Origin of the sequence: Butyricimonas synergistica DSM 23225, assembly GCF_000379665.1 — a bacterium.
Classification (GTDB): Bacteria; Bacteroidota; Bacteroidia; order Bacteroidales; family Marinifilaceae; genus Butyricimonas; species Butyricimonas synergistica.
This window is the reverse complement of record NZ_KB903360.1, coordinates 600,707-622,952: the sequence shown is the minus strand read 5'-3', so window position 1 is coordinate 622,952 and position 22,246 is coordinate 600,707. Positions and strand designations below refer to the sequence as shown.

Genomic DNA, 22,246 nt, shown 5'->3' with positions numbered 1-22,246 from the left:
ATACTTGCAACAACATCCAATCTAAAGTCATGGAATAGAGATGTTTTGAAAATTTTAGTTACCCATTCACAACTATTATTATCAACCTTCAATTACAGCCGGAATTGTAAAAGAAAAAATAGCTTCCCCATTTTCATCTAACAATTCGACTTTAAAAATAAACTGAAGTTCTGGGAGCTCATTTCTAACGTTTAACCTGAACGTGAATTCATGTTCTTGCTGCTCTTGCAATGGTAAAATAAGCCCGTTTGTCACCAAACTTTGATCTACAGGATAAGGGACTGGCACTCCTTTCAAAATACCATACATTCTCAAAGTACATTTTGTACATTTTTTGTTAGAAATAAACTTAACCGTCATATGTTCGTACGTTCCTTTCTTAAAAACAATAGGAGTCGTATTAGAACCTGTCATTGAAACACTAACAATTTTTCCAACTTTAGATCCTGCATCTGAAAAAGGAAGATTTTGAGCCCAAGTACATCCAATACCTATAAAGGCAAATGTCAACAACAATACAATTTTTTTTTCATAACATTTTTCTTTTAAGTTAATAAATAGAATCATATCATGTGCACATATTTTATGATTGTTTCAAAGTTATGAAAAATAAATATAATTACAAAATATTTTTGATCCCAATGGTATAGATACAATGCCCAATAATCTAGTAATTTCATCACCTGCATATTCAAATTATTATCATCTTTCCTTTTTAACACGTTACCACGGCACAACCTAACTTTTCAAGATAACACAAATATACGAATAAAAACCATAAAAGGGAACGCCATCAGGCAAACAGCCGTAAGTCCCCGCAAAAACCTCAATAAATATAGAATTAAATCTGTATAAAACTTGTATCAAACCCATTTACACAATTTTAGTTCACCTTTCATAACCCTTTATGAACACTATTATAAATAGAGTTCATATAAGGTTCATATAAAGTTCATATAGAGTTCATGACGAGTTTAAAACGAAAATAAAATAGGATTCATTTAAAATTCACCATGGTTATCCACGTGATACTCACGCGAAAATCCATCCACTCGCACTCCGGATTATTACTAAAACGACTCAAAAACATCAAAATTGAAAGTTTTGCAATCGATTTTATTAAAAAATTGATATGAAAAATTTTATTTCAAAAACTTATTATTAACTTCGCAACACAAATACATAACAGCGTATATTCACTTTAAAACAGATAAACATGGTTAGCGACTACAAAGAAATTTTATCAGACAGCGCCAAAGGAATGAAGCGCTCTGCTATTAGAGAGTTATTGAAGTTAACTCAAAAACCGGAAATTATCTCTTTCGCCGGGGGACTACCCGCTAAAGAATCTTTCCCTCTGGAACAATTGCAAGAGATTTGCGCAGAAGTTATCGCCACGGATGGTGCTGCCGCTTGCCAGTACGGTTCAACCGAAGGTGTGCCCGAATTACTGGAAATTCTTGCACAACGTTACCGGGATCAAGGTTTAAGCTATGTGACCAAGGAAAATATCACGATCATCACCTCTTCCCAACAAGGTTTGGACACAGTGGGTAAAATTTTCTTGAATCGCGGCGACAAATATATTTGCGAATTGCCTTCTTACCTGGGGGCTCTCGGCGCGTTCAACTCTTACGGCGGCGTGGGTGTAGGTATCCCGCAAGACGAACAAGGGATGAGTGCCGTGGAACTGGAGAAAACTTTGGCTGAAATGAAGGCTAAAGGTGAAAAACCGAAATTCATTTACTTGATCCCGGACTTCCAGAATCCCGCCGGTATGACCATGCCGGAAGAGAGAAGAATCGAGATTTTGGGAATAGCCAAGAAATACGAGATCATGATTATCGAGGACAGCCCTTACCGTGAATTACGTTTCTCCGGTAAACCGCAACGCATGTTGTACGACCTCGATAACGGCGAAGGCAACGTGATTACCCTGGGTACTTTCTCCAAGATTTTCATGCCGGGATTCCGCATGGGTTGGGTATTGGCTCACCCGATGGTAATCGACAACTTCGTGAAAGCAAAACAAAGTACTGACCTTTGTACTTCCGCTTTCTTGCAGAAGATTACCGTGAAATTCTTCCAGAAGAACTACTTTGACGCCAACGTGAAAAAGATCGTTGACATGTATCGCAAGAAACTGGAAGCGATGCTAGGTGCTTTCGAACAATACATGCCAGAAGGTGTTACTTGGACTCGCCCGGAAGGTGGTTTGTTCCTGTTCTTAAACCTGCCGGAAGGATACGACGCAGAAGAGTTGTTCCAGATCGCTATCGAGAAAAACGTGGCTTTCGTTCTCGGAACCGTGTTCTTCGTTAACGGTAAAGGTAAAAACACCATGCGTATCAACTTCTCTTACATGAGCGAAGAAAAGAACATCGAAGGTGTCAAGAGACTTGCCGATTCTATCAAAGAGCTTTACGCAAGACATAAATAATTTAGAATTTAAAATTTAAAATTTAGAGTGGAGTATATAAGCGAAAATGTTTATATATTTCACTCTAATTTTAAAACCTAAATTTCAAATGAAAATCGTTATTCAAAGAGTCACACGGGCAAGTGTTACAATTGAACAAAAAATATTCTCATCTATCAAGAGCGGATTACTCATTTTAGTCGGCATTCAAGCTGATGACACGGACGAAGATATTGCATGGCTAGCTTCCAAGATCGTAAACCTTCGTATTTTCGATGACGAGAATGGAGTGATGAACAAATCTATACTAGAAACCGAGGGTGAAATTCTTGCTGTTAGCCAATTTACTCTAATGGCTCGTACAAAAAAAGGCAATCGCCCCTCTTATATTGATGCCGCACCACCTGCAATTTCTGTTCCTTTATACGAAAAATTCGTATCTACTTTAAACAAAGAACTCCACAAAGAGGTTCAAACCGGACAATTTGGAGCAGATATGAAAGTCGAATTAATAAATGACGGACCTGTAACTATTATAATCGATAGCAAATCTAAAATTTAAATTCTAAATTCAACACCGTGGACATAGCAGAATTACAAACAGCAGTAGACGCTTGGATTAAGACTCATGGAGTCAGATATTTTAGCGAATTAACAAATATGACGATTCTCGTGGAAGAAGTCGGGGAACTAGCCCGGGTGATCGCGAGAAAGTACGGGGAACAATCTTACAAGGAAGGGGAAGTAGACAACCTAGCCGACGAGTTGAGCGACGTGTTGTGGGTACTGGTGTGTTTGGCAAACCAAACGGGAGTGGATTTGAACGAGGCAATAAACAATAATTTTGCAAAAAAAACAGCAAGAGATGCTAATCGGCACAAAAAAAATCCCAAACTCTTAAAAGATTAACCACATTTATCCTACTTTTGCCTACAAATGCGTAAACAATAAAAACATCATGTGGACTAAGATAGCAGGGATTCTTCTTCGTAACCGGATTGCCTTTATTACAGGCATCTTAATCATAACCATCTTCATGGGAATTCAAATTCCCAAGGTGGAAATGTCGTACGAATATGCCAACCTACTACCTGCCACGGATAGTGCTTACCTGGATTATGTCGATTTCCACGAGAAATTCGGACAAGAAGGCAACGTTATGGTTTTTGCCGTCCAGGACAAAGATTTCTACCAATTGGACAAGCTGAACGACTGGATTGCCATGTGCGACAGCTTGAAAACCTTACACGGGGTGATTGCCCTCGTGGATATCACGCATTCGTATAACTTGCAAAAAGATACCGTCAATAAAAAATTCGAGATCCACTCCATCTTCCCGAAACAAATCAAAGACCAACGAGAACTGGATAGCCTAGTCAATATCATTGAAAATTTACCGTTCTACGACGGGACGCTTTTCAATAAATCGAAAGACATCTACGGGATGATGGTTTCGGTTTCTGCCGAGGTGATGAATTCCCCCGCTCGGGTTGGCTTAGTCAAAGAAGTATTAGAAATCACGGAAAATTATTCGGCGAAATACAACATACAGATGCATTACTCGGGAATGCCCTACATACGAGTAATCAATGCCGAAAACATCAAGGGGGAAATGTATATGTTCATCTTCCTGTCCCTGTTGATTACCACGTGCATACTGTATCTATTTTTCCGTTCTTTCAGAATCATCAGTTTCTGTTTGCTGATCGTGTTGATCTGCGTGAGTTGGACGGTCGGTGTCATGTCTATGCTAGGGATTAAGATTACCTTGTTGACTGCTATGCTCCCGCCTTTGTTAATCGTGATCTGTATACCGAATCTGGTGTTCATGATTAATAAGTTCCACGCGGAATACGATCGGCACGGTAACAAAATCAAGGCACTGCAACGCATGATTCAAAGGATTGGAAATGCTTCCTTTTTGAGTAATCTAACCACGGCTGCCGGGTTTGCCACGTTTATCGTGACTTCCAGCCAAATCCTTGTAGAATTTGGAATCACGGCATCGATCGGTATTGCCTTTGTTTACTTCGTATGCCTCATCATGATTCCCTGCGGGTTCAGCTTTATGCCCGATCCGGATAGCAAACAAATCAAACATCTACACAATAAACTGGTAAATAACACTATAGATCGTGTAATTCAGCTTATCCTCAATCGCCGGAATGTCGTGTATGCTATTGCAATTATTGTTGTTATCTTGGGCGGGATAGGGATATCCATGATAAAGTCTACCGGTTACATGGTAGATGACTTGAAAGAAACGGATCCCATTCGTCAGGATCTCTCCTTCTTTGAACAAAACTTTGACGGATTGATGCCCCTTGAGGTTACTGTCGATTTCAAAAAACCAAAGCAAGTTTTAAACCTGCCAAATCTTGAAAAGCTGGACAAGCTCTCCAAGGAACTAGCCAAAGATGAAGATATATCTAAGCCTATTTCTATCGTGGAAGTAATCAAATTTGCCAACCAGGCATTTTATAACGGCAAGCCGACTTATTACAAGCTCCCGACCAACATGACGAAGAACTTTATTCTGAAATATGCTTCGCAATCCACGGGAGAACTTGGCAACCAAGCGAATTCATTTGTTGACTCCTCCCTCCAGCGAACACGACTAAGTTTCCGCATCAAAGACATCGGCACCAAAAAAATGCAGGAGAAAGAGAATAAACTCTACGAGATTGTTGAAAAATATTTTCCTAGCGATCGCTACACGGTGAAAGTCACAGGTTCAAGTATCATTTTCTTTAAAGGTACTCAATATCTTGTATTCAACCTGTTTACCTCGCTCGCCTTGGCAATCTTCCTGATCGCCCTATTCATGGCATGGATGTTCAAGAGCAAACGTATGGTACTCGTGGCTCTCCTTCCTAATATTATTCCACAGATCATTACGGCTGCCATCATGGGATACTTCGGAATCCCGATCAAGGCGTCCACGATTCTGGTATTCAGTATCGCGTTCGGTATCTCGGTGGACGGAACGATCCACTATCTGGCAAAATACCGCCAGGAGTTGCAAGGAACGAACTGGAGTATCCGTTCTTCCGCTGTATTGGCATTGAAAGAAGCCGGGCAAAGCATGATATACAATGCTATCATCCTATTCTTTGGCTTCGGAATCTTCGCCCTTTCCGATTTCGGGGGAACCGTCGCTTTAGGTATTCTGGTATCAATCACGTTGTTAGCCGCCATGCTCTCCAACTTGATACTCCTCCCGTCGCTTTTGCTGACGCTGGACAAGCATACCACGAACAAGACATTCCAAGAACCTAAAATCGATATTTTCGCGGAAGGGGATGTAAAAGAAAAATAAAAAAGCGGAGGCATCATATCAGCTTCCGCTCCTTCAAATCTAGGTAACTATTAATACTATTTACCGTGAGGGCTTCCGGTTTGGAAAGGATCACCCGAATGCCTAATTGGCTCAACTCTCGCACCATTTGCCGTTTCTCCATGGCGAATCCGGTAGCGATCGTTTCAAAATAAACATCCTTGACTCCACGTACGGGGCGTTCCATTGCCTTATTCAGTTCCGAGTTTTCAAATAAAACGACCAATACCAAATGCCGGGTAGCCAACTGCCGTAATGCAGGGAGATGGCGTTTCATCCCGGTCACAGTATCGAAATTGGTAAAGAGGATCAACAAACTACGGGTAGGAATTTGCCGGACAACCGAAACATACAATTTCTCGAAATCCGCTTCCTGATAGTGTGTTTCCAACCGATACAGGGATTCACTAATCTTGTTCAGCTGTCCCATCCGGTTATCTGCCTTCACGCAATTTCGGGAAGTATTCGAGAAAGTGATCAAACCTGCCCGGTCACCCTTCTTCAAGATCACGTTAGACAACGTCAGCACCGTATTTATCGCGTGGTCGAGCATCGTCATACCATTAAAAGGCGATTGCATCGTACGTCCCTTATCCACGAGGCAATAAATCTGCTGAGAGCGTTCCTCCGTGTACGTATTTACCATCAAATGATTATGCTTCGCCGTGGCTTTCCAGTTTACGGTACGGGGATCATCTCCCACCACGTAAGGCTTTATCTGCTCGAATGCCATATTCCCTCCTAACGCACGGGTACGGATAGCCCCATTCTCCGGGTGATAATTCCCGTAAGCCATCAACTCGTAGCGATGCATCATCATAAACGAGGGATAAACAGCGACTTCTTGCTCCAGATCAAAAGAATAACGCCTTTCCACGAGTGACAACCGGGTAGATATAAACGCACGTACTTTGCCAAACCCGTACGCACCTCGTTTAGTCGGGCGCAAAGTATAATTTATCTCTTTTTGTTCTCCCGGGGACACGCTTACATGAAAAGAAATATCCCGATTTTGAAACTCCACGGGAATTTCGTCAATCAAGCGGCAACGCACCCCTACAGGATAACCGTTTCGGATTACCACACGAACGGGATTATCCTCCCCGTTGGAAAATTTGTCCGCAACGACACGGGATGCCTCAAAGCCTTGCTTGTATCGATAAAGAGTTATTAATTCTAACAACAACATCACGCACAACACGCACAAGGCTCCCGTCACCCATATCCATAGCGGGGGGATGATATAAACCATCACCAGTGCAAAAACGCCCAGCAATAAACAGGTGAAAAACCGCCCGGTCAGATATGTTTCTTTAAAGCCTCGCACTATCTTGGTACTTCTATTTTAGACACGATTTGTTGCACGACTTGATCAACCGTCACACCCTCCAATTCCTTCTCGGAAGACAATTGCACCCGATGCCTCAACACGGGAGCTGCCAGCTGTAACACGTCATCCGGCACCACGAAATCCCTTCCTTGGATAGCCGCAAACGCCTTCGCCCCGTTCATCAAGGCTATCGAAGCCCGAGGGGAAGCCCCCAGGTACAACCACCCGCTCTTGCGCGTAGCGTAAACAATATTTACGATAAATGTTTTGATCTTCGGGTCGACAACCACTTGGGACACCGACTTCCGCAATTCCCTCAACATATCCGCACTCAACACGGGTTCCAGCGTATTCCAATCCTTAATCGCCCCCCGGTCATGCAACTCGAGCACCTTGATCTCCTCCTCTACGGACGGGTAAGTCACGTTTATCTTGAACAGGAAACGATCTAACTGGGCTTCCGGCAAACGGTACGTTCCCTCGTGTTCGATCGGGTTCTGCGTTCCCACTACGACAAACGGGTAATCCATCTTGTACTCCGTCCCGTCATTCGTGATCTGCCGTTCCTCCATTACCTCGAACAGCGCCGCCTGTGTCTTTGCCGGAGCACGGTTGATCTCATCCACCAACACGATATTGGAAAATATCGGTCCCTTCCGGTACTCGAAACGTCCTGTTGCCGGGATAAATACCGAAGTCCCCAGAATATCGCTTGGCATCAAATCCGGAGTAAACTGTATCCGGCTGAAACTCACGTCCAGCAACCGTGCCATCACCTTTGCCATAAATGTTTTCGCGATTCCGGGTACTCCCTCGATCAATATATGTCCGTCAGCCAACATCGCCGTAAGCAACAAATCCGCCACTTCCCGCTGCCCGACAATCACTTTGCCCATTTGCTCTCGCATCCGGGCTACCTTCTCGTGCAGACTCGTGAAGTCAATTCTCGACTCGAAATTTATCTGATCTTCCATGCTTCTATCTTTTAGTTTTAAACAACTCTATATATTTCATTAACTCTCGTAACTCCTCCTTATCCACGTGTTCCGCCCCACGAATCGACAGAATCAACTTTACCAACTTTTCCACCTCTCCTTTCGACACGCCCGAACGCTCCGACAGCAATACCATAAACTCCTCGTTCAACTCATCCGTCCGCAATTTATAATAATAACGGACTTCTTCCAGGAAACAATCCACCCGCTTATTAGCTATCGCCACGTGATCCCGGTGTTTGTAATACAAGGAACTCACCACCCCCACGAACTCCAACGTCCTGTTTTCCGGCGGGCGAATCACCGGAATATACCGCTGCTCCCGTTTTGAACGGAACAACACGTATAAAATTCCCCCTAACAACAACAAGATATACGCCCACTTCAACGCCGGATACTGAAGAAGCACCCGGAAAGGGGTCGCTTGCCCCTTACGTTCGTTTTTCATGTATTCATCCCAAACAACATTCAAATCGGGAGGAAGGAATGACAATGCCTTCTGATAATAATCTCCCGCCAAAGAATCCAGCAAATAAAGATTCGTGAAAGCGATCGGATTCGCATGCAGATAAATCATTCCTTCACCATATGGCAGCCGAATAAAATTCGGCATATTCACCGAATCCACGTATCCCAATACCTCTCCGGCAAAAGAATCTTCCAACTTGAAATACTTATGTTTTGTCCGGAAAGGATATGCTTTTTCATTAAATCCGCGGATATAATCCATCCCTCCCCGAGAATCCTGAACTTCCTTCACTCCCGCAACGGTCAGCAAGGTATCCGGTATATATTCGGCAGAAAGGAAAAGCGTGTTCCCTTCCCCCGTGTAATCCAGCAACAATTGTGCCTCCTCGTTCATATTCCCGAAATACATACTCACGAAGAAATACACCTCGGGGAGATCGCTATCCTTCAACCGCCACCTCTCCCACGGGGAAACCCTCGAAACGATCACCTTCCCTCTCGGAAACATATAAGGCAATGCATCCTTCATGATATAAGTCCCGAAAGGTCCTTTCTTATCAACCGAAAAATTCATACTCCAATCCACCGGTTGCGGCTGATTCACCTCGTAAACCGTGTAAATACCCATCAGCGCTACCACGAGAAAAACGATCCACAAATTCTGCCTGCGCTTCATTTCTCCACCTCCTTTCTGAAATCTGCGAAACACTGCTTGATATTCCGGTACACCGCCTCGTCTACCGGAAAATCCCCGTAAGAAACATAATCGAAGATACGGCTCAAATCCTCGAAAGCACGGCTCCATTCCGGATTCCGGATCTCGTACACGTAATCCCGGTTTGTCTTGGAAGCCTCCCAGCGAATCAGCTGTTTTTTATCCAAAGCTTGAAGTAGTCCCGAATAACTTACTCTGACAGCGAGTGTATAATCCTTTTCCTGTTCCGCCTTCTGTAACATCCGCGAGAAAACATCCCCCTCCTGTTCTCCGTTGTATTCCACGGCATCCTCTCCGAAAAGTCCCTCCCCTCGTTTCCTAAACACGAAGCTCTTTCGATGCTTCACGATCAAAAACACCAGCCCCAGCACGAAGAAAATCACAAAGGCATACAACACGCCATCCATCACTTGTGAAGACTTATCAGACCATTTGACACGAAGCAATCGCTCCAAAATCCAGCGTTTGATCCAATCCCACAACCCGGGAGCGGTCGTCATATTCCGTTCATAATCAAAATGAGCATCTTTCCTGTATTTTTCTAGGAAATCAGCATCCGGGGAACGCATCACGTAAGAAGAATCCCGCGGAAGTAATATCCCCGTGGTCTTCCCTTCCACCAGAATCGTCCCCTGGCAAAAAAGCAAGGCAAACAGAATAATATATTTAATCAATCGCCTCATCTGTTCTCTTTTCGGGAGATGTCCCCAATTCCTCTATCCGGCTCAATAAAGTCGTATGCTCCATTTCTTCCGACCGGGAGAAAAACAACATTCCGATACCGAGAAACAAGATTGTGTACAGCGTGTATTGCCCTAGATAAGCAAATAACAAGCTAAATGTCAACTCGTAAACTCCCGGAGCCTCTCCCGTGAAAGCCGTCGTCATCGTCACCGCCATGTATGGAATACTAAACACGTAAGCAACAACACCCACCAACAATTGCAACACCAGGGCATACCCGAAAATCTTCCACCAGTTACCCTTTGCCATCGCCATCGCTTCCGTTATCAACGCCCCCAGCCCCTTATCCTTAATAATAATCAGATATACCCCGAAAGTCAACGCAACACCGAAATAGATACCCGGCACGATAAGGAAAAAACACCCCACCACCACGATAATGAAATAAAAAAACGTCCATCCCAAGTACAGTCCGAATTTTTTCATCATCATGCCAAACACCTCGCCCACCGTGATCCGTTCTTCGATACCACCCCGGTAATGATCCCAATACACCCGGAGATAACAAATCGAAAACAATTGTACCCACGCCACGATAAACATTGAGGCAAATCCCGTCAGAATTGAATTACCCGCAATCTCCATAAAAGAATCCGCCCCGTATTCTTGCGGATTATATGACATCTCTAGCGATCCCAACAGCAAATCTTTTATAAGAAACACCATCAACAATACAACCGGGAACCCGATTATCGCAAAGGCTCGAATAAAAGGCACGAATTCCTGTTTTACAAGATTGATCGTTGCTGTTATCAAATCCGAAAAAGAACGCTCTACACTCAAATTAATCTTTTCCATACAACTCGCTTTTATGTAAATAATAAGGATAAACTATAAAATAACCGACCACTCCTCCCAAGGAAAGCAGTATCGCCACTGCCCCCACGAACGGGTATGCATCGGCATATCTTGTAATAAAACTTTCTATCCATCCGGCAATCACGAAAAAAGGAATCAATCCCGTGACAATCTTTATTCCCCGCAAAGCACCCTCCTTGAAAGAATACATCCGCCGGTAAGTACCCGGGAACAAGAAACTATTCCCCATCACCAATCCTGCCCCGCCGGCAATGATAATGGAAGTAATCTCAAAAGTCCCGTGCGCCCAAACCGAAAGCACCGAGTGCAACAACAACCCATGCTGGAAAAAGAAATACTGGAAAGCCCCGATCATCAAACCGTTCGTGAAAAGCATCCACAACGTTCCAGCGGAAAAAAGGATACCGAAAACAAAAGCGATAAACGAAACCCTTATATTATTCGTCGTAATCATCACAAACATATCCAGTTCGTCCCCGGAAGCGTAAATCCCCATGGGAGTCCCGTCCTCAATATTACGAATAGTCCTTTCCACGTATGCGTCTCCCAGAATAGAACGTACAAAGGTTTCATCATGAGCTGCGGAAAACACCCCAATCAATGCAGAAAACACGAAAAAAAGCAAAGCGAACAACAACGTCCGTCGTTCCCGGTAAAGCAACAGGGGAAACTCATGCCCCCAGAATGCCAGTACGCCTTTTCTCTCTGACACCTGTCCCTTCCCGTATATATTAATCTGATAAACAGAGATTAACTGGTTCAAATACTTCTCCACCTCGCTACCCGGGAAAAAAGTCTTGGCATAAGAAAGATCATCCGACAAAATCACGTAATTCGAGGCGAGCGTGTCCGTGTTCTGGCGACTCACGTTCTCCATCTCTGCCCATTTTGACTTATTCTTGTTTACAAACCTCGACTCTTTCATAGTCCTGTTACCACGCATTTTTCCTGTGCTAAAATTAGTGTATTTCACGAGAAAAGCTATATTTTTGTAAAAATATTTCTACGAATTATGAACATTTCTATCCATACCGCTCACAACGTTGCCATTAATTACACCCCCGCGGGTGTACTCGAACGTGTTTTAGCAACAATCATTGATTTCGCATTCCTATTCGGACTATTTTTCATTGGAGGCATGGCATTGAGTATCATGAATAAATTCACAAGTATGAATCTAGCCTTAATTATTTTCGTGATCTTGTTATCGTTTTACCATTTGGTCTGCGAGTACGCTTTCAACGGGCGTAGCCTCGGTAAATACACCATGCGCCTTCAAGTCGTCAAATTAAACGGTAAAAAACTTACGTTTTGGGATTGTATGCTTCGCTGGATATTCCGTTTAATAGACATCTCGATTTCCAGTGGAGTCGTGGCACTCGTTTCCATCGTTGTTTCCAAGCGTTCTCAACGCCTTGGCGATATGTCAGCCGGCACAACCGTCATCCGCCACGAGAGAAGCGTCACCCTCAAACAAATGAGCCAGTTCGACGCCCCAGAGGAATACGAGGTTGTATTCCAGCAAGCCGCCCTTCTCTCCGACAAGGACATCAATATTATTAAAGACGTATTACGGGAAGTCAATAAAAACAGGAATTACGGGTTGCTTGCCCCTTTGGCAAAAAAAATTAAAGAGGTAACAGGCATAGAAACAAACATGATACCTCTCGATTTCGTAAAGACTATTTTAAAAGATTATACGCACCTGGCAAACGGCTATGACTAAAGATTGCCATCCTTGGCATTGTTCATCGTCACGACCTTCATTTCTTTCAGAACATCTTCCAATAATTGTGAAGTCCCAATTCTGAAATATTTCGGGCTGATCCATGCTTCCCCGAGCACGTGTTTCACGATCGTCAGGTAACGGATAGCGTTTTGCACCTTCGTGATTCCCCCGGCGACCTTTATCCCGACCATCTTACCCGTCTGCGCATGATATTGGCGCAATGCCTCGCAAATCACGTAAACAGCCTCCGGAGTAGCATTCATCGGCACCTTACCCGTGGAGGTCTTGATAAAATCCGCCCCGGCATACGCTCCGATCAAGGAGGCATTAAAAATACTTTCTATCGTCTTCAACTCCCCGGTTTCGAGGATCACCTTCATCACGACTCCGGCACACGCTTCACGGATAGCAACCAATTCATTATATACTTGCTCATAATTACGTTCCAGCACATCACCCACGGAAATCACCACGTCGATCTCGTCCGCACCAGCAGCAATCGCTTCTTTGCATTCAGCCAGCTTCACGTCCAGAAAAGTCTGGGCAGCCGGAAAACAAGCCCCGACCACGGTAGTCTTGATAGGCGTACCAACCAATCCTTTTTTCACAACTGGAGCGAAACGAGGGAAAACACAAACAGAAGCCACGTCCGGCAACGTATTCTTCTTGATTTTCTTTAAAAGTTCTGCCACAAAAGCAGCTACGGACTTCTCTGAATCAGTTACTTTCAACGTCGTATAGTCCATGCAGGAAACGCATAACTCGAAATTCTCGTAACAGTAAGCCGGGGCGATCTCTTTCTCTATCACGCCATCCAACTCAAATTCAATACGATCTTCCAAATTTGAATACCCGTAAGCCGCTAATGTCTCCAATATATTCTCCATATACTTTAATTTATTACTTAGGCTTTTCCCCCATACCTGTTCTTTTCATACGAAAAAATTCATCCCCAGGTTATCACCCTCACACAACTTCGTCTACCCTTAAGCCAATGCAAATTTACACAATGTTTGTGAGGTTTTAAAGCAAATCTCATGCAAAATAATTAATTTTGGGAGGCGGAAATCAACCTAAAATATATAAGCTAAAGATAATAAAACATATGGCACCTAAAGCAGAAGAACAAACAACCCCGTTAATGCAACAATACTATTCGGCAAAAGCGAAATACCCTGATGCCATCCTGCTATACCGGATGGGAGACTTTTACGAAACTTTCGGGGCAGATGCAATACTGACCGCCAAAATTCTGGGAATCACCCTGACCAAACGTTCCCACGGTTCACCGGGAGATGTAGAATTAGCCGGATTCCCTTATCATGCCATCGACAACTACTTGCCGAAACTCGTGCGTGCGGGACAACGTGTTGCCATTTGCGAACAATTGGAAGACCCCAAGAAAACTAAAAAGATCGTCAAAAGAGGCGTGATCGAATTGGTTACCCCCGGTGTTTCCTACAACGAAAACACCATCGACAACAAAAACAACGTCTTCCTCGCCGCCGTCTATTTCACGAAAACCAAAGCCGGGCTCTCCCTCCTGGATCTTTCCACCGGGGAATTTCTCGCCACGGAAGGCACCCCGGCAACCATGGATAAAATACTGAACAGCTTCCAACCCAAGGAAGTGCTTTACCCCAAAGGCTCTGAAGCCCGGTTCAATGAAATCTTCGGGTCTAAATACTACACTTACCCCATAGAAGAATGGTTCTTTGAAACGGAATCCTCTGCCGACCGGTTGAAAAAACATTTCGAGGTCACCACGCTGAAAGGATTCGGGATTGATAAAATGGATTGCGGCATATCTGCCGCCGGAGCAATACTCTATTATCTCGATGCCACCAAGCATGAACTTGTCGGGCACATTACCTCGATTTCCCGCATCGACGAATCCACCTGCGTGCTACTCGACCGCTTCACGCTTCGCAATCTCGAGATTCTCGATACCCTCCACGAGGGAGGATGCTCCCTGGCTGATATTATCGATAGGACAATTACCCCTATGGGAGGTCGTACCCTGCGCCGCTGGTTATGTATGCCCTTGAAAAATCCGACAGAAATCAATGAACGCCTCGATATCGTGGAATGCTTCGTGAACCACGAGAACGAACGCGTCGAGCTGGAACAAATCCTTCGCACGATTGGCGACCTCGAACGCCTCGCTTCCAAGATTGCCGTAGGACGTATCTCCCCCCGGGAAATGGTACAATTGAAAGTTGCCCTGCAAGCTATCAAACCCTTACGGGAACAGGCACTTGCCACGGGCAACGACATCCTCCGCAAATGGGTAGACCAACTCGACGACCGCGAGGAATTATACCGGACAATCGAACGGGAAATCCGGGAAGACGCCCCCGCCCTGATTAGCAAAGGCAACATCATCGCCGAGGGAGTAAACGCCGAACTGGACGAATTGCGGAATATCTCTTCCCACGGGAAAGAACTCTTGCTGAAAATGCAGCAACGGGAAATAGAAAACACCGGAATCCCCACCTTGAAAATCAGCTTTAACAACGTGTTCGGGTACTACATCGAGGTCACGAAAGTCCACACGCACAAAGTCCCCGATACCTGGATTCGCAAACAAACGCTCGTCAATGCGGAACGCTACATCACCCCGGAACTAAAAGAATACGAGGAAAAAATATTAGGCGCAGAGGAACGGATTCAGACCCTGGAAAGCGACATCTACAACGAACTTCTGGCGAAAGCGACCGCCTCCATCCGTCCCATCCAACTTGATGCCCGGATCATCTCGCAAATCGACACGCTGATTTCGTTTGCCAACGTCGCCGTGACCAACAATTACCACCGCCCCGAGATCAACGACTCATTCGTCATTGACATCAAAGCGGGACGCCACCCCGTGATCGAGAAACAACTGCCTCCCGGGGAGAATTACATCGACAACGACCTCTACCTCGACAACGAAAAACAGCAGATCATCATCATCACCGGACCCAACATGGCGGGTAAATCCGCCCTCCTGCGCCAAACGGCACTCATCGTCATCATGGCACAAGCCGGATGTTTCGTCCCTGCCACGTCTGCCAAGATCGGGTACATCGACAAGATATTCACCCGTGTAGGAGCCTCTGACAATATTTCCCTCGGGGAATCCACCTTCATGGTCGAGATGAACGAGGCGGCAAACATATTGAACAACATCTCCGACCGCAGCCTCGTCCTCTTCGACGAGTTAGGACGCGGTACTTCCACGTATGACGGTATATCCATCGCCTGGGCTATCGTCGAATTTCTGCACGAGAATCCCAAGAACAGAGCAAAAACACTGTTCGCCACCCACTACCACGAGTTGAACGAGATGGAAAGCTCTTTCCCGAAAATCAAAAACTTCAACGTATCGGTCAAAGAAATAAACAACAAAATAGTATTCCTCCGCAAACTGGTAAAAGGTGGCTCGAACCACTCTTTCGGTATTCAGGTAGGAAAAATGGCCGGATTGCCTCAATCCGTCATCAAACGTTCCTCCGAAATATTGAAACAACTCGAAAACGACCGCAACACCAACGGCTCCATTCAGAAAAACGTGGCAAACATCGGGAACGAACGGGAAGGCATCCAATTGAGCTTCTTCCAACTGGAAGACCCCGTGTTGCTTCAAATCCGTGACGAAATCGCCGGACTCGACATCAACAGCCTCACGCCCCTCGAAGCGCTGAATAAATTGAATGAAATCAAAAAAATAACAGGAATTTAAAAAGAATAAAAAGCCCCCTGAAAACTAGATTAGGGGGGCTCTTTATTTAATAATTATTTTATTTTCACCCATTTGACAGCATCGGCGACCACCATTTGATAATACGTACTACGATATTTCTCAACCTCAATGGGAGCTATTCCCCGGTCATCCAACACGACACGGGATTCCCCTTCCGGTAGAGTAAATCTACCCAATGATACCCAGGCTTCTTCTTCCGGTAGGGTAAATTTGACCGGCAACCAATCTCCTTCTTGAACTTCGAGGATAATTTCCTCTTTCCCTTCCGGAGTATGAACGGTATAGTAGTTTTTCATCCCAGGGTGATCCGTTGCATAAATCTGACCCTCAACAACTTCACTAAGATGAGGTCTATAGATAAATATCTCATATTTGCCCGCTTCTGGAAGGTTTGCCACCCATTCCGCTTTGAACTTTCCCGTGCCGGCTTTTTTTACAAAAGCACTGCGAATATGATCACCGCAAAATTCTTGTGCTATAACAAGACTCCACTCGTTAGCTCTAACATTACCAAAGTGTATGTATTCCCGCTCATCCTCTTTTTTGACCAGATCGGTCAATCGTTTTCGATTGTCTGCCGAATCGATCAAATGGAAATTTTCGTCCTTATTGTCAACAACGATCTCTCCCGAGGGATAGAATTGATTTCTCTCAAGTAAAGTAATGCCTTCAGCAGGCTCGGCTCCCGATAATGGTGATTCTCCATGATTGAATGAAATGTTTCTTGGGAAACATCCCGAAAAATTAGTGCTCAACTGCAACTCATTTTCTATATCCTCATACATGATAATTCGCTTGCATTCCCCGGGTTTAATCAGGTAGCTTCGACGGTAGCAGATTGTTGCGCCACCGATTCGACCTTCACGTGTAATGAGCGAAACAATACCATCCGCCTCACCGAAATTACCCACTTTGAACTCAATAATTTGCGTATCTTCTATCGTTTTTCGGGTTTGATCTTTTATCGTTAACAATGGAATCTGGTGTCCCGAGTACCACTCGTCCATGTAAGATTTAATATTCTGCCCGAAACGCTGTTCGAAGCCCTCGATAAACGAATCAAAGCTGACTTCCCGGAAGCGAGTACTTGCATTAAATTCCTGCATGAACCGGGTTAGGGCATCCCAGGTGGTTATTGTTGTAAGATAGCCCAGTAAATAAGAAACCTTTAAAGAAATAAGGGAGCTTTGTTCCCTGCTGTATCCTTCCGTGATAATTCCTTCTAATCCCTTCTCGGCAATACGATTTAACATTTTCGGAGTCACGCCACCTCTAATTTCTTTTGGATTCATCATTTGCCTGAATATTTGGTCTATGCCCTGATACGTGTCAGACGTGAGGCTGCTATTGTAATCCGAGAAAATATGCCCTACGCCTATCTGGTCTAAAATGAAAGGAATCTTATAGTTCAGCAGAAAATCTTGCACGCTTATGCCTCTGTCAGGCTGACCGGTAAAAGTACTGGGATGCGTGGTTTCAACCTCGTATAATCTTTCACCGAAAAGTGCTATTTCCGGTTGAACATTATCTCTGAATGAATTTGAGCCTGAAAAGTACAAGGATGCGGGTACTTCGACCAATTTTAAATATTTAAAGGGGTAAGGATTAGGCTTGCCCCCCTCGATAACATCCTTGCATTGCTTCGATATTTCCGTTAACTTTTCCTCTCGGTTTGGATTATCTTTTTTCAGCGCTTCCCACTCATCGAAATACTTCATGTAGAAATCATTTCCCGGGTACGTGTAAAACTCCACGACCACAGAATCGATGGTGATCGCTCTTTTCTCGTATTTCCCCATGCAAAGAGTCAACTTGGTCAAATCTTGTAAATTATTGAATGTAACGTCATCTCCTTCTTTCACAGGTTCTCCTTGCGATAAAACGGTCATTCCTCCCGGATTCTCAACATGAAGGGTGTAACTTGTGAAATTAATCTCTTTAGACGCTTGAAATTCGACGGGAGGAACTGTCGTCGGGTACCACATCACTTCCGGTACAAGTAGCGTGAATCCATCGGAAACGAAAGCCCTGCGTTTGCCATAATTTTCATGGTATGAATAAGGAATGTCGAAGGAGAAGAAATTCTCGTCGGAAACATTTATCTGGTAAACATCCTCGTCAATGCCTCCCTCGTAGTCTATCGCTAATTCGATAGTTTCGCCGGGAACCAAGGGACGTTCGATAATAATGATCTGGTGCTCCCTGCGAAAGGGAACATTTTGTCCGTCGGATTCAATCTTGTTAATCTTCAACCCCGGGTTTAAAAAGAGTAAAAACTGATCCATCTTCACTTTTTTCTGGTTTTGGATACTCATTCGGCTTGTTACCGAGAACTGATCTCCCCCGGGACGATACGCGAGGTCATGCATGAGCACACGTGCCGTGGGGTATTCGTTGTATGCAAGAAACGTTTCGCGATACGCGCTTCTGTTATTCAAGCGGGTTTGAAACTTATTAATATAAATATATCCTAACCCGAGGGAAAACACCAAAAGCAAAGTGGCGGAAACGATAAAATAAGGTTTCCGACGAGGAGCTTCGGGCAACCTCTTCATAAGGGAAACGGAGAAATAAAACAAACTGATCCCCAATAGTAAAAAAACGCCTCGCTGGAGCAAGTAATCCCCTATACCCGAGAACCCAACCATGGTGGAAAAAACATCCGTCTGCAAACTTCCCCGAAAATCCAGCATCCCGTGAAGAGGTGTTGTCAAAAAACTATACGAGAAATAGAGAAAACCAATCAGGATAGACCAACTGATAAAAGGAAGTTTGACCAACCTGTTTACAAACAAAGACAACCCGGTGACAAAAACGAGCGAGGGCAACACGCGTGTGAGAAGATAAAAAAGATATACCCAGAGATTAACAGGCGAATCGGGAATGGCTATATTAATAAGCACGCAGGCAATCATGAAAATCACATCTACTGCCAAAAACGGTATAAGAATACCTAAAAATCCCCCGAGGAGAGATTGTCCGTTGCCGATAGGTCGTGTAGAAAGCACCTCCCGAGTTTCTGCTTTCCTTTGCTTTCTTGTGACATCACAGATAATAAAGGCGACGATTAATGATTGAAATAGATTCAAAAAATAAATTCCACGTAAAGGCATTGAAGACGCAAATACAACGTCCTCCCACGAAATCCAATCCCGTCCCCATGGGACAAGAATACCTAATATGCACAATACCCCGAAAATGAAGAAATAGAACAACCAATTTCTTCTTACCAGCTTCCCTTCGTAATAGATCGCTGTTTTTAAAGCAGTTGTTTTCATGATTGTAAGATTTATTTTTAGTACAAAACAAAGGTATAAATAAAAAATAGTGTTATGCAATACATGACACTGTTAAAAATGAAAAGATTTCTCGTGTACAAAAATTAGAGGCTAGAATATAATGAAACGCCCCTTAAAAGTTAAACACTTTTAGTGGGCGCTTTATTTATGGGAATATCCACAATTTTGTACAAATGATAATTTTAAACTCGGGATATAGTTAAGTGTTATATCCCAATCCTTTGTTCAAATATAGCAACCAATAAATTGGCTTTACAATCTCTTACTCCTTCCTCACACTATAAATCACCACATCCTTCACCGGGCGGTCAGCCCTTCCCGTGTTCACGGCGGCGATCTTATCCAGCACGTCCAATCCCTCGATCACCTCGCCGAAAACGGTATATTGCCCGTCCAGATGCGGTGTACCCCCTACCGTCGTGTAGGCTTTTTTCTGTTCTTCCGTCAGCACGAGTTCCTCGTTCACGAATAGGCTGTCACACGCCTGAGTCAATTTCTCCGACAATGCCGTAATCCCGGCGGTATCATTCGCCTCTTGCAAACGGTTAAACTCATCTACATACTGCATTTTCAAGCTATTATACAACGCCAATTTACGTCTTCCATTAATACTTTGTACCACGGTAGCCAATTCCTCCGGCTCATACACTCGTCCCTGGACAATATAAAACTGAGCTCCGCTCGAAGCCCGTTCCGGGTTTACCTGATCGCCTTCACGGGCGGCAGCCAAAGCCCCCTTCTTGTGAAAATATTTCGGCAATTGGAACTCGGCATCCACCCGGTAGCCGACATCACCTTCTCCCAGCATCACGTCCGGGGCGGCATTCTTGGAAGTCGGGTCGCCGCCTTGAATCATAAAATGATCAATCACCCGATGAAACAACAAGCTATCATAAAAATTCTCTTTAACCAATTTCATGAAATTATCCCGGTGCTTGGGAGTTCCCTCGTACAAACGGATTCGCATATCACCGTAATTCGTCGAGATTTTCACGATAGGTTCCGCCTCCTCCTTACAGGACGCCGCAACAAACAAGAGCAACAAAATGCCAATAATTTTATTCATAACCGATATAGCTAATTAGAAATTCTTACATTCAACACAAAAATAGAGGAAAATACTTTACTAACAATAAATTTGTTCGTATCTTGGCATGATAAATTACAAATATCACTGGATATGAAAGCATATTTATTCCACACGCTTGTTATTCTAGCCACTCTTTTCTCCTCATGCGCGGAGAAAACGGTCAAAAAAGAAACCGTACAAACGGTTCAAAAAGAAACAATTATAGTTAAAGACACCGTTTACGTTAACAAGGAAGAACCAAAGGTTGAGCCCGTAAAGGCAGCTCCCGCCTACTTCCTCATTACCGGGTGTTTTGAATACAAGAATAACGCGGATCGCCTATGTGAAAAACTTCAGAAAGAGGGATACAAAAACGCTTTAGTCATGCCCTATTTTGAAAACCTGTACCTGGTCGCTTATGAAGGGTATGCCACCCACCAGGAAGCCGTCACCGCGGTTCGGAAACTTCACAAAATCCCCGGTAACGAAGAAGCTTGGATACATCCTGTCAAATAATTGAATAACCATGAAATTCGTTTCATTTCTGTCTTTTATCGCTTTGCTATTCCTATCGGGTTGCCAGCGTGATAAAATGAGTCCCAACAACCTGACTACCGTAAATGTAAAACGAGAACTCCCCCCGGCAAACACCGAGGCGACTTCACCTGTCAAGACCCCGACACGGGAAACTACCGCGGAAGTTAAAACGGCTCCCAGCGTGTCACAGACCGTCAAACCCGCAACTCCCGCCAAAAGCTATCATATCATCGTGGCAAGCCATCCCAACGAAAAACTGGCACGGGAAGACGTTGCCCGGCTAAAAGCCCTGGGATACAACGATGCCCGGATCATCACCAAAGACCAACGTTACCGGGTAAGCATCGCGAACAATCCCGACAAACAAGAAGCCACAAAAAAAAGAAATGAACTGGCTATCCAACTAAAACAAGAAGATATCTGGATTACCCTTTATTAAACAACAGGCTGACCACGATCACCCCGTAAATAAACCCGGCATAAATCTGTGCCGGCGTGTGACGTTTCAGATACAGCCTCGAGAATGCCAGCACACCCGCGATCAGGATCAGCAGGGGCAACAAATTAATCACCTCCCCGAAATACTTCATCCCCAGGATAAAAACAAAAGCGCACAACGCCCCGATCGCCGTCATGTGCATGCTCATCTTCCAGCGCATCGTCACGATCATGAACCCGGAAAGCAGAATCACCATAATCAAATACAACTCCCGCACGATATTCGAGAACGGCAAATTCCGGGAAAGGTAAAACACCAGGAAAGCCCCTATCACCGTGGCAAGCACCGGAAAAACCCGATCTTGTTTATGCCTCAACTGATAATCACCGACCAGTCCCAGCCATTTCAACAACGGAAGACTCGCCAGCGGCAACAATGTCACCCCCAGTAATGTCAACAAATAAGACATATTCTGCGTGTAATCCGGGATTCCTGAAAAAATAGTATCGGAATTAAACGTAACAAACAACATATACAACGGCAACAACAACGGGTGAAAGAGCACCGACACACTCCATGCAAATAATTTCATATCAAAAAA

The 22,246-nt window shown here is 44.3% G+C and carries 19 protein-coding genes; 8 read left to right on the top strand and 11 right to left on the bottom strand.

Annotated elements, in window-relative coordinates; genetic code table 11:
• Window positions 1–81: 81 nt before the first annotated feature.
• On the bottom strand, window positions 82–567 hold the full coding sequence (locus A3CY_RS0110970; RefSeq protein ID WP_018337971.1) for an ML domain-containing protein: 486 nt from the start codon (window positions 565–567) through the stop codon (window positions 82–84).
• 649 nt (window positions 568–1,216) lie between these two features.
• Here A3CY_RS0110970 and A3CY_RS0110960 point away from each other — a divergent pair.
• From A3CY_RS0110960 to A3CY_RS0110945, 4 genes are all read left to right on the top strand, one after another.
• Window positions 1,217–2,440, top strand: a complete 1,224-nt coding sequence (locus tag A3CY_RS0110960; RefSeq protein WP_018337967.1) for an aminotransferase-like domain-containing protein — start codon at window positions 1,217–1,219, stop codon at window positions 2,438–2,440.
• A gap of 88 nt (window positions 2,441–2,528) precedes the next feature.
• Window positions 2,529–2,981: a D-aminoacyl-tRNA deacylase gene (gene dtd, locus A3CY_RS0110955; protein WP_026207566.1), complete on the top strand. Its 453-nt coding sequence runs from the start codon at window positions 2,529–2,531 to the stop codon at window positions 2,979–2,981.
• Window positions 2,982–2,998: 17 nt separating this feature from the next.
• Complete coding sequence (locus tag A3CY_RS0110950) at window positions 2,999–3,328, top strand: nucleotide pyrophosphohydrolase (protein WP_026207565.1); 330 nt, start codon at window positions 2,999–3,001, stop codon at window positions 3,326–3,328.
• 49 nt (window positions 3,329–3,377) lie between these two features.
• The gene (locus A3CY_RS0110945; protein ID WP_018337964.1) at window positions 3,378–5,738 is read left to right on the top strand and encodes an efflux RND transporter permease subunit; all 2,361 of its coding nucleotides are present in this window, start codon (window positions 3,378–3,380) and stop codon (window positions 5,736–5,738) included.
• Window positions 5,739–5,751: 13 nt separating this feature from the next.
• On the opposite strand, the gene A3CY_RS0110940 is transcribed toward A3CY_RS0110945, so the two are convergent.
• The 6 genes from A3CY_RS0110940 to A3CY_RS0110915 form a co-directional block, all read right to left on the bottom strand.
• Window positions 5,752–7,008 carry a DUF58 domain-containing protein gene (locus A3CY_RS0110940; RefSeq protein WP_155828272.1) on the bottom strand — a complete coding sequence of 419 codons (1,257 nt, stop codon included), beginning with the start codon at window positions 7,006–7,008 and terminating at the stop codon, window positions 5,752–5,754.
• Between the two features lie 74 nt (window positions 7,009–7,082).
• Window positions 7,083–8,060 carry an AAA family ATPase gene (locus A3CY_RS0110935; protein ID WP_018337962.1) on the bottom strand — a complete coding sequence of 326 codons (978 nt, stop codon included), beginning with the start codon at window positions 8,058–8,060 and terminating at the stop codon, window positions 7,083–7,085.
• A gap of 4 nt (window positions 8,061–8,064) precedes the next feature.
• The gene (locus A3CY_RS0110930) at window positions 8,065–9,225 is read right to left on the bottom strand and encodes a DUF4350 domain-containing protein (protein WP_018337961.1); all 1,161 of its coding nucleotides are present in this window, start codon (window positions 9,223–9,225) and stop codon (window positions 8,065–8,067) included.
• Entirely contained in the window at window positions 9,222–9,947 is a 726-nt protein-coding gene (locus tag A3CY_RS0110925) for a DUF4129 domain-containing protein (protein WP_026207564.1), read from the bottom strand. The genes A3CY_RS0110930 and A3CY_RS0110925 overlap by 4 nt, the downstream gene beginning before the upstream one ends.
• On the bottom strand, window positions 9,931–10,806 hold the full coding sequence (locus tag A3CY_RS0110920; RefSeq protein ID WP_018337959.1) for a hypothetical protein: 876 nt from the start codon (window positions 10,804–10,806) through the stop codon (window positions 9,931–9,933). The genes A3CY_RS0110925 and A3CY_RS0110920 overlap by 17 nt, the downstream gene beginning before the upstream one ends.
• Window positions 10,793–11,752, bottom strand: coding sequence for a stage II sporulation protein M (locus A3CY_RS0110915; protein ID WP_018337958.1), 960 nt, complete (start codon window positions 11,750–11,752; stop codon window positions 10,793–10,795). Before A3CY_RS0110915 ends, A3CY_RS0110920 begins: the two co-directional genes overlap by 14 nt.
• An 87-nt stretch (window positions 11,753–11,839) precedes the next feature.
• Here A3CY_RS0110915 and A3CY_RS0110910 point away from each other — a divergent pair, with 87 nt between their 5' ends.
• Window positions 11,840–12,553: an RDD family protein gene (locus A3CY_RS0110910; protein WP_018337957.1), complete on the top strand. Its 714-nt coding sequence runs from the start codon at window positions 11,840–11,842 to the stop codon at window positions 12,551–12,553.
• Here the strand turns inward: A3CY_RS0110910 and deoC are convergent.
• A complete protein-coding gene (gene deoC, locus A3CY_RS0110905; RefSeq protein WP_018337956.1) occupies window positions 12,550–13,443 on the bottom strand; it encodes a deoxyribose-phosphate aldolase in 894 nt (297 codons plus the stop codon). The two genes, A3CY_RS0110910 and deoC, sit on opposite strands and share 4 nt — an antisense overlap.
• A gap of 218 nt (window positions 13,444–13,661) precedes the next feature.
• Between deoC and mutS the strand changes: the two genes are divergently transcribed.
• Window positions 13,662–16,280, top strand: coding sequence for a DNA mismatch repair protein MutS (gene mutS, locus A3CY_RS0110900; protein ID WP_018337955.1), 2,619 nt, complete (start codon window positions 13,662–13,664; stop codon window positions 16,278–16,280).
• Between the two features lie 53 nt (window positions 16,281–16,333).
• Here the strand turns inward: mutS and A3CY_RS0110895 are convergent, their stop codons facing one another.
• Complete coding sequence (locus A3CY_RS0110895) at window positions 16,334–19,579, bottom strand: hypothetical protein (protein WP_018337954.1); 3,246 nt, start codon at window positions 19,577–19,579, stop codon at window positions 16,334–16,336.
• A 283-nt stretch (window positions 19,580–19,862) separates the two neighbouring features.
• Window positions 19,863–20,666 (bottom strand): peptidylprolyl isomerase, encoded by an 804-nt coding sequence (locus tag A3CY_RS0110890; protein WP_018337953.1) that lies wholly within the window; start codon window positions 20,664–20,666, stop codon window positions 19,863–19,865.
• A gap of 114 nt (window positions 20,667–20,780) precedes the next feature.
• On the opposite strand from A3CY_RS0110890, the gene A3CY_RS0110885 reads away from it, so the two are divergent.
• Both A3CY_RS0110885 and A3CY_RS0110880 read left to right on the top strand, forming a co-directional pair.
• Complete coding sequence (locus A3CY_RS0110885) at window positions 20,781–21,185, top strand: SPOR domain-containing protein (RefSeq protein WP_026207563.1); 405 nt, start codon at window positions 20,781–20,783, stop codon at window positions 21,183–21,185.
• 10 nt (window positions 21,186–21,195) lie between these two features.
• Complete coding sequence (locus A3CY_RS0110880) at window positions 21,196–21,645, top strand: SPOR domain-containing protein (protein WP_018337951.1); 450 nt, start codon at window positions 21,196–21,198, stop codon at window positions 21,643–21,645.
• On the opposite strand, the gene A3CY_RS0110875 is transcribed toward A3CY_RS0110880, so the two are convergent.
• Window positions 21,632–22,237, bottom strand: coding sequence for a phosphatase PAP2 family protein (locus tag A3CY_RS0110875; protein ID WP_026207562.1), 606 nt, complete (start codon window positions 22,235–22,237; stop codon window positions 21,632–21,634). The two genes, A3CY_RS0110880 and A3CY_RS0110875, sit on opposite strands and share 14 nt — an antisense overlap.
• Between the last annotated feature and the right edge of the window lie 9 nt (window positions 22,238–22,246).